The 7,168-nt window shown below is 60.8% G+C and carries 3 protein-coding genes and 1 pseudogene; all 4 read right to left on the reverse strand.

All coding sequences use genetic code 11. From position 1 onward, the window contains the following. Window positions 1-1,078 (reverse strand): annotated as a pseudogene (locus AC1DLB_RS16395) (bacteriophage N4 adsorption protein A); the annotation flags it as partial. Beyond that, window positions 1,075-3,189 carry a glycosyl transferase family protein gene (locus AC1DLB_RS16400; RefSeq protein WP_477785288.1) on the reverse strand — a complete coding sequence of 705 codons (2,115 nt, stop codon included), beginning with the start codon at window positions 3,187-3,189 and terminating at the stop codon, window positions 1,075-1,077. The gene AC1DLB_RS16400 and the pseudogene AC1DLB_RS16395, both read right to left, overlap by 4 nt. Window positions 3,190-3,201: 12 nt before the next feature. Then, window positions 3,202-5,415, reverse strand: coding sequence for a hypothetical protein (locus AC1DLB_RS16405; RefSeq protein WP_477743668.1), 2,214 nt, complete (start codon window positions 5,413-5,415; stop codon window positions 3,202-3,204). A 41-nt stretch (window positions 5,416-5,456) separates the two neighbouring features. Further along, window positions 5,457-6,731: a non-hydrolyzing UDP-N-acetylglucosamine 2-epimerase gene (gene wecB, locus AC1DLB_RS16410; RefSeq protein ID WP_477748499.1), complete on the reverse strand. Its 1,275-nt coding sequence runs from the start codon at window positions 6,729-6,731 to the stop codon at window positions 5,457-5,459. Window positions 6,732-7,168: the final 437 nt, after the last annotated feature.

Here is a 7,168-nt window from a genome sequence, read left to right on the forward strand (position 1 = left end):
ACACCAGGCCGAAGGCCGTTTCCTGACAGTTCAGGGCTGGAGCAGGGACGTGAGCGGCAGTGTTCAGATCCCCATTGTTTTTCTGCCGCAGCGCCACTCGTGCGGCGCTGCGTCGGCGGGCTATTTCGCCACCTTCATCGTCGACCAGTGGCTGCAAATCATCGAGCGCCTGCTGAGGCTCGCCATGGGCCAGTGCGGCGTCGGCGGCGAAGAAACGAATGTCGCGGACTTGCGCTTGCGGCAGGCCATCGATGGCGAGGGCCTGCTTCAGGTCAGTTTGAGCGGCTTGAGTCTTACCCTGCCGATCAAGGGCGTAGCTGCGCAGAATCCACGGTGCGATTTCCCCGTCATCCTGTGCCAATGCAGCGGACGCGGCTTGCTCGGCCCCAGGGTAATCGTTGGCGGCGAGCAGGGCGCTGATCAGCAGTTGCTGGTTGGCGCCGATTTCCGGGGCCCAGGCGACGGCTTTTCTGGCCTGATCCACGGCCAGCGGCACATGGCCTTGCTGCAGGGCGCGATAGCCCTGAACCGCCAGCGGCACCGCCAGTTGACGACGAATCGCTGTGCGCCGCATCAGCAACGCGTCGTCGTCCGGGAACATCGCAAGCGCCTGGGTGGTGGCTTGATCCGCTTCCTGCAGATGCGGTTGGCGCTGCAAGGACTCGATCAGCAGCAGTCGATAGTCCATGCGTTTAGGCGCCTGAGCGATGGCCTTGCGTGCGGCCTGGGCAGCAGCGCCGAAGTCATCGCGGTCATAGGCCTTGAAGGCCTGGGCAGCAGCACCGAAGCCCGGAGCCTGACGTGATTGCGGGTAGCGCCTGGGATGATCACGCAGGTCCTTGTCGCGCTGAGCCAGCACAATCAGCGTGTTCAAACGCTGGATGTCGGCGCGCTGACGTAGCGCTTCGCGAGCCTTGGCGATGGCCAGGTCATAGTCTTTGCGCTCGTAAGCGCTGTACGCCTCGTTGGCGGTGACATAGGCCGGACCGGTCAATGGCAATGGCAGCGTCTGGGCATGAGCAAACGCAGGTATCAGGCTCAGCCCCGTGGCCATGAGGGTCAGTAAGGGGCGATTCATGCAGGAAGCTCCGCAGGGTAGTGGCTGTGCTGACGTGCCACGGCTTTTTCGATGGTGGCGCGAGGCAGCACGCCGCTGTCGACCAGATAGTCGCCAATGCGGCCATGATGCTGCGGGCGGTACTGCAACATCGCGCGGCTGAACACATCGCGATCCAGCAGGCCCATTTCGATCAACAGGTCGCCCAGCAATGGCGCTCGGGCATCCGGCACGGATTGGCCTTCGCGCACGTTCAGTTGACGCAATTGCGCGACGATTTCGCTCTCCCGGGCAATCAGCTGCACCGGTTCGCTGCCCAGTTCGTCGCTGACCTGTTGCAGGCCTTCGGCCGGCAGTGGGCTGGCCACGGCGACTTGCGCACGGCCGTCGGCATTCAAGCCAAGCGGCACCACGCGCCAGCGCAGGGCGAATTCGTCGTCCAGGGTCTGGTTCGAGTCCCGCGCCTTGGCGGCCACATCGAACACCCGCGGCAAGTCGTTCTGAAAGGCGATGGCTTCCGCGAGCGTTTCGTCGTCCAGCCAGCCGTTGCTGAGCAAAATCCGCCCCAATGGCATGTGTCGGGTTTTCTGTTCGACGAGAGCATTTTGCRGGTCGGTTTCGTTGATCGCCTGCCAGGACAGCAACACGCTGCCCAGTTTGCGCGGTGCGGCAGCGACCAGGTCGGTGGACGGGAAGTCGTGCATGGTCTTGTCCCACACCAGTTTGCGGTTCAGCGCCTTGCCAACCAGGAACATGCGCCAGGCCCGTGACGCGGCCATGAAGTTGACGAAGTTGCCCACCACCATGCGCGGGATCGACAGCAAACYATGCTGCCAGCCGTATAGCACGGTGGTGAAATAGCAGCGATGCGCGATGCGCCAGGCCAGCGCGATACCGTTGGCCAGCAGCAGGTATTGGATAAAGCCGTTGGTTTCAAACGGCGTCGGGAAACTCACGTCCCACAGTCCGCTCTGGCGCAAAACAATCAGGCCCAGCAACTGCGCCAGAATCACGTAGGCGATGATGCTGACGAACGCCGTCACTACGCCTTTGCGGTCGCGAAACAGTAGATAACGGTTGGCCAGCGAGCCGCTCCAGCCCATTTGTTCCCAGCCTTGCAGCCCGATGCCCAATGTCCAGCGGGCCTTCTGGCGGAACGCGGTGCGGAAGGTGTCGGGAAAGAATTCGCGCACGCACAACGGCATCTTCAGGGTCGATTCGTAAGGCTTGCGAAACCATGATTTGCGCAGCACGCGAAACTGCACCGGGAAGCGCACGAAGATCGCATTCATACCGACCTTGGCCAGGCGTGCGCCGACGTCGTAGTCCTCGGTGAGGCTGTCGGTGTTGAATGGCTGGTTCTGGGTTTCCCCGGCCAACACTCGCAAGGCACGATGTGAAAAACAGGTGCCGACCCCGGCAGATGGCACGGTATCGGTCATGCTTTCTCGCACCACCAGATCCTTGCCATGCCATTCGGCGAATTCGTCCATGTAGGTGCCGGCCACCCATTCGTACCAGTTGCGCTCCAGCGAAACCACGGGCAACTGGATCATGTCCTTGCGCGGCAGCAAGTAGTTGAACAGGCGCAATTCCAGCGGGTGCAGCACGTCTTCGCTGTCGTGCAGCACGACGCCGGCGAAGGTCATGCCGTGGGTTTTCTCATGCAGGAAAATCGCCTGGATCACCCAGTTCAGACAGTCGGCCTTGCAGGTCGGCCCGGCATGCGGGACTTCCACGCGATGCAGCTGCTTGTAGCGCCGACGCATGCGCTCCACTTCATCGATGGTGCGTTGGTCGTTGATGTAGGTGCCGACGAAGACCACATAGTTCTGGTAGTCCAGGGTCGACACCATGTTCTCGATCATCGGCGCGATGACGTCGTATTCCAGCCAGGCCGGAACCATGATTGCCAGCGGTTGTTCATCCCGGGCCATCAGTTGCTCGGCGGTCAGCGGCCGGTACTTGCGACCCACGGTGAATTTGCGGAACAGGCGACGAGACCAGTACCACAGGTCAATGAACAGATCGTCCAGGCTGGAAATCAGAATCAGCACCGCGACCACGATGGTCGAGGTCTCCAGGAAGCTGTAGTAGTGGGCCAGCCAATAGGGCCAATAAAGCGACGTCATCGAGGGTTACCGTTACTGGCGATTGCGACGGGCGTTACGGCCGGCCAGCAACAGGATGAGGACCAACAGGATGCCACCGGGAATCAGCCACAACAGCGACGGTGTGCGCCAGGCGTCCAGCCCCTTGGGTTCTTCGTGGTCGATCAATTGGCTGCCACTGGGGTCCTGGGTGTCGAAGGTGGTCAGCGTACCGTTGTCACCGAGGATGGCGACGTCGCCGCGACTCAGCAGAACCTGCCTGGCGAAGCGGGGGGCGTCGGTGCCCAGTGTGCGATAGACCAGACCGTGCTGGCCGCCGCTTTCCACGGCTTGCAACGAAGCCAGGTGGTTGAGGGGATGCACGTCGAGCAACACCTGATCCTTGTGATTGATACGCAGGCGGCCCTGCTCGTCGACCTGCACCGACTCTTTACTGTCCTTGATCGGCAACTCGAAGGCCAGGAAGGCTTTGTCTGGCGTGACTGAGACTTTCGGGTCTGCGCTGATATTCAATTGCGCACGCAGCGGCGAAACACCGGCGGCGTCAGCCACCGAAATCACCTGCGGCAAACTGCTTGCCGGGTGTTCGAGGTAGGCCTGCGGCACGAGGATCTGCGCGTTCACGGCAAAGCGTGCAGCCATGCCGGAAAAGTCATCATCCAGCGCAGTCTTTTCCAACACGATATGGCTGGTCGGTAGCACCGAGACCGGGAAGGCTTGTGGCGTTTCGAGGCAGCGATCACTGACCGGCTGGCGCTGGAACGACACACGCAGCACGTTGGTCGAGCCCACGGCGTAACGTGGGATCCGCGCTTCAATGCGTTGCTTTTCTCCGTTGGCCACGAGCTGTTGTGCGCCAATCAGATAATCGTTGAGAAACAGCGAGGCCACCGGCGCGGTGTCCGAGGCGCCGGGTGCGGCGGACACATCGATCACCGCCTTCACCGGCAGACGTCCGTCGTAGGCCACGCTGCCCAGAGGGAACGAGGTGCTCCAGTCGGATTTGGCCAGCACGTCGATCGCGCCGGGTTTGCCGCCCAGGCGCGACAAGGCCACACGGCCGTCGGCGCTCAATGGCAACTGTGCTTCGCTGACGGTCAATTGGCGGCTGCGTGCCAGTGTGTTCCAGGCGGAGCTGAACAAGGCCAAGGCCTTGCCGGTCGCTTGCGGTGCGATCGTCAGCACCGGGCGTGTCCCCAGCAATGCCAGGCGCACATTGTCCGTGCCGGTGGCGGCCAGGCCTGCATTGATATGCCGCACACGCCATTGCGCGAAGGCGCTGGCTGCGGTGGCGTCGAGACCTTGAATCTGACTTTGCAGCGCATCCAGAGACTCATTGACGGCCTTGAGCAGTTGCGGGTCGTTGATGGCCAGATCCGCCTGGACGTTCGGGGTTTGCCCCAACATCAGCAGCGCGCCGATTTGCGCCGGGTTCTCCAGGACGTGCGGGCCTTTGCCGCTGAGGCTGGCGAACGCTGGAATAGTTTGCAGCTCGGCCGGGATACGCAGGCCGGTCAGGTCAACGCTGTCCTGTACGGCAGGATAGGGCAGGATGTGGCTGTGCTTGCCGATCCGTTCCAGTGCCACGCCCAGACGCCAGGCGGCGTCGTAGCTTTCGGCGGTTAGGGTGCCCGGCGCGACCATGATCCCCGGTTTGCCGGGCAGTGCCGTCCAGGCTGCACCAACGTCCTGTAACTGGCTGGCGTCGTAGCTGTAGTTGAGGCGGGTGTCCGGTTCGATACGCAATACGTTGCCGATGGCGCGTTCGTCTTCGCACAACACGCGGGACACGATCGACGACCAGGCAATACCCAGGCGCACCGACCCGCTGTCACGCGCGGTCTTGTCCACGCCCAGCGTGGCGCTGGCGTCACCTTGAGCTTCGCTGAGCCCTTCGGCGCGCACCGGATAACCGTCCAGCGACAGCAGCAAGGTGTTGCGGCCGCCTTCGCCGTTGAGGTAGCTGGCGTCGAAATTCAGCGTGGCATCGGTCAGTGGTACGCCCGCCGGCACGGGTAAATACAATTCGCGCCGGGCATCGGTGGAACCCAGGATGATGGGGGCGTCGATCCCCAGATCGCTCAAGCGGATCTCACGCTCCTGCCGAGTGTCGGCGTTGAGTCGGTTGATCGCCTGGGTGAGCGGGCTGTCCGCGGCCAAGGCGAAGGTCGGCATGACCGCGAGCAGGCTCACGCCACAGGCAAGGGCGCTGAGCGCCCCCGTATGGATGGCAACGGAAGACTTCATTCAGGTAGATCTCGAGCTGATAAGGGGAGGAGCGGTTCGGTTTAGAGAGAGGTGAAAGCCGGGTAATTTTCCTCGGGCACAGGCACCGCTGTCGGGTAATGCAGGAACTTGGGCAATGACTGCCGAGCGACGACGAACTCATCGACCGGACGACCCATCAGCGCGTCGACGATGCGCGCACTGGCGTAGCCATCGCCGTATGGGTTGGCCGCCTGGGAGCATCGACGCCACAGCAACTCGTCATCGAACAACGCGTTGACACTCGCGATGATCGAGTCCGGCGAGGTCCCGACCAGGCGCACAGTGCCCGCCGCGACCGCTTCGGGGCGCTCGGTAACGTCACGCATGACCAGCACGGGTTTACCCAGTGAGGGGGCTTCTTCCTGCACGCCACCGGAGTCGGTGAGGATCACGTGTGCCCGTTGCATCAGGCGCACGAAAGCCAGGTAGTCCAGTGGCTTGATCAGGTGCACATTGGGCAGGTCGCCCAACTGCTCGGTGACYGGGCCCATGACATTGGGGTTCAAGTGCACCGGATAGACGATCTGGATGTCGGCACGCCGGGCCAAATGGCTCAGGGCCTTGCAGATGTCGAGGAAGCCTTCGCCGAAGTTTTCCCGACGATGCCCGGTGACCAGCAATACCTTGCGGCCGGGTTGCAGGAACGAGAATTGCTCATCCAGGCCTGCACGCAGGTCAGCGTCCTGTTCGATGCGCTGCGCGGTCATCTGCAAAGCGTCGATCACCGTGTTGCCGGTCACGAAAGAGCGCCCCTGCAAACGCTCGTCGAGCAGGTTTTTTTGCGACTCGTGGGTCGGCGCAAACAGCATGTCCGCACCCAGGTCGATGCAGCGACGATTCATTTCTTCCGGCCATGGGCTGTAGATGTCACCGGTGCGCAGGCCGGCTTCCACATGGCCGACCGGGATGCGTCGATGGAACGCAGCCATCGCGGCCACCATGGCCGAAGTGGTATCGCCATGTACCAGCACCCGATCCGGCTGGGCCATTTCCAGCACCGGATCAATCGCCTCGTAAAGCGCCGCGGTCAGCGAATTAAGCGTCTGGTGCGGCGTCATCACATCGAGGGTGTAATCGGCCTTGAGGTTGAACAGATCCAGCACCTGTTTAAGCATGCTTTGATGTTGGCCGGTGATGCATATCTGCGAATGAATGCCAGGTTCCGCAGCGAGGGCTTTGACTAAAGGCGCCATCTTGATGGCTTCAGGACGGGTACCGAAGATCGAAAGGACTTTAAGCCTTGAATGATGGCGGACGATGATGCCTTCCTCGCGCAGTTCTAGTGCGCAACACAAAAGCTGCCCCAAGTTATATTGAAACTTGAGCCACGCTAGCGTTATTTGAGTTTAGTAAAGGCCGGGATAGTCAGCGTGAGCGCTGATGTTCACTTCATGTGAGAGGGGACGTCGCCTGGAAACCCGGAAGCTGCCGGATTATTAGCATCAAAGGTGAATATTTTAAAGCGTTATGTGTGGGTTTTTATTTAATTATAAAGTTTGAAACTTTTATATTCGTGGTCGGTCACTTATGGTTTTTAATGATTTTATGAGGTTTTTATTTAAGTGTTGTTGAAGTTTTATATTGTTGATTTGTATGGCTATTTTATATTTTTACTCCGTTCGTCAGTGCGTATGAATTATTCATGGGTTGTAACGGTCGCGTCGGCGCTGTAAAGGGTCTGTTTCTCTGAAGAATGGTGGTTGTGGCGGTCACTTAAATGACGCCTGAATAT

The organism is Pseudomonas sp. 05N434, from assembly GCF_056396965.1.

What these genes read in the sequence shown, in the direction of transcription:
- AC1DLB_RS16405 (WP_477743668.1), bottom strand. Translation starts at nt 5,415, where the DNA reads ATGAAGTCTTCCGTTGCCATCCATACGGGGGCGCTCAGCGCCCTTGCC.